Raw genomic sequence first — 233 nt, 5'->3', positions numbered from 1 at the left:
GTGCTCCGCCGACAAGACCTGCGCCGGCCGCCGCCAGCAGCAGTTTCTCACCCGGCCGAAGAGGGTTGGCGCTGTGAGCGACCGACAGCGACAGTGGGATTGTTGCGGCCGACGAGTTGCCATAGTCGGCGATGGTCTTGACGATGCGCTCGTTCGGGATGCCGAGCGACTTGCCGACTCCATTGAAGATGCGGGCATTTGCCTGGTGCGGGACGAAGCGGGTCATGTCCGAC

At 64.8% G+C, this 233-nt stretch carries 1 protein-coding gene; it reads right to left on the bottom strand.

Annotated elements, in window-relative coordinates; genetic code table 11:
- Positions 1-233, bottom strand: a 233-nt coding sequence (locus ACWGS9_RS35935; RefSeq protein WP_454509578.1) for a 3-oxoacyl-[acyl-carrier-protein] synthase III C-terminal domain-containing protein, incomplete at both ends; no start/stop codon positions are given.

The sequence above is a fragment of the Mesorhizobium sp. Arg314 genome (genome assembly GCF_053714275.1).
Note: the sequence above shows the minus strand (reverse complement) of the source record. Positions and strands in the feature narration are given on the sequence as shown.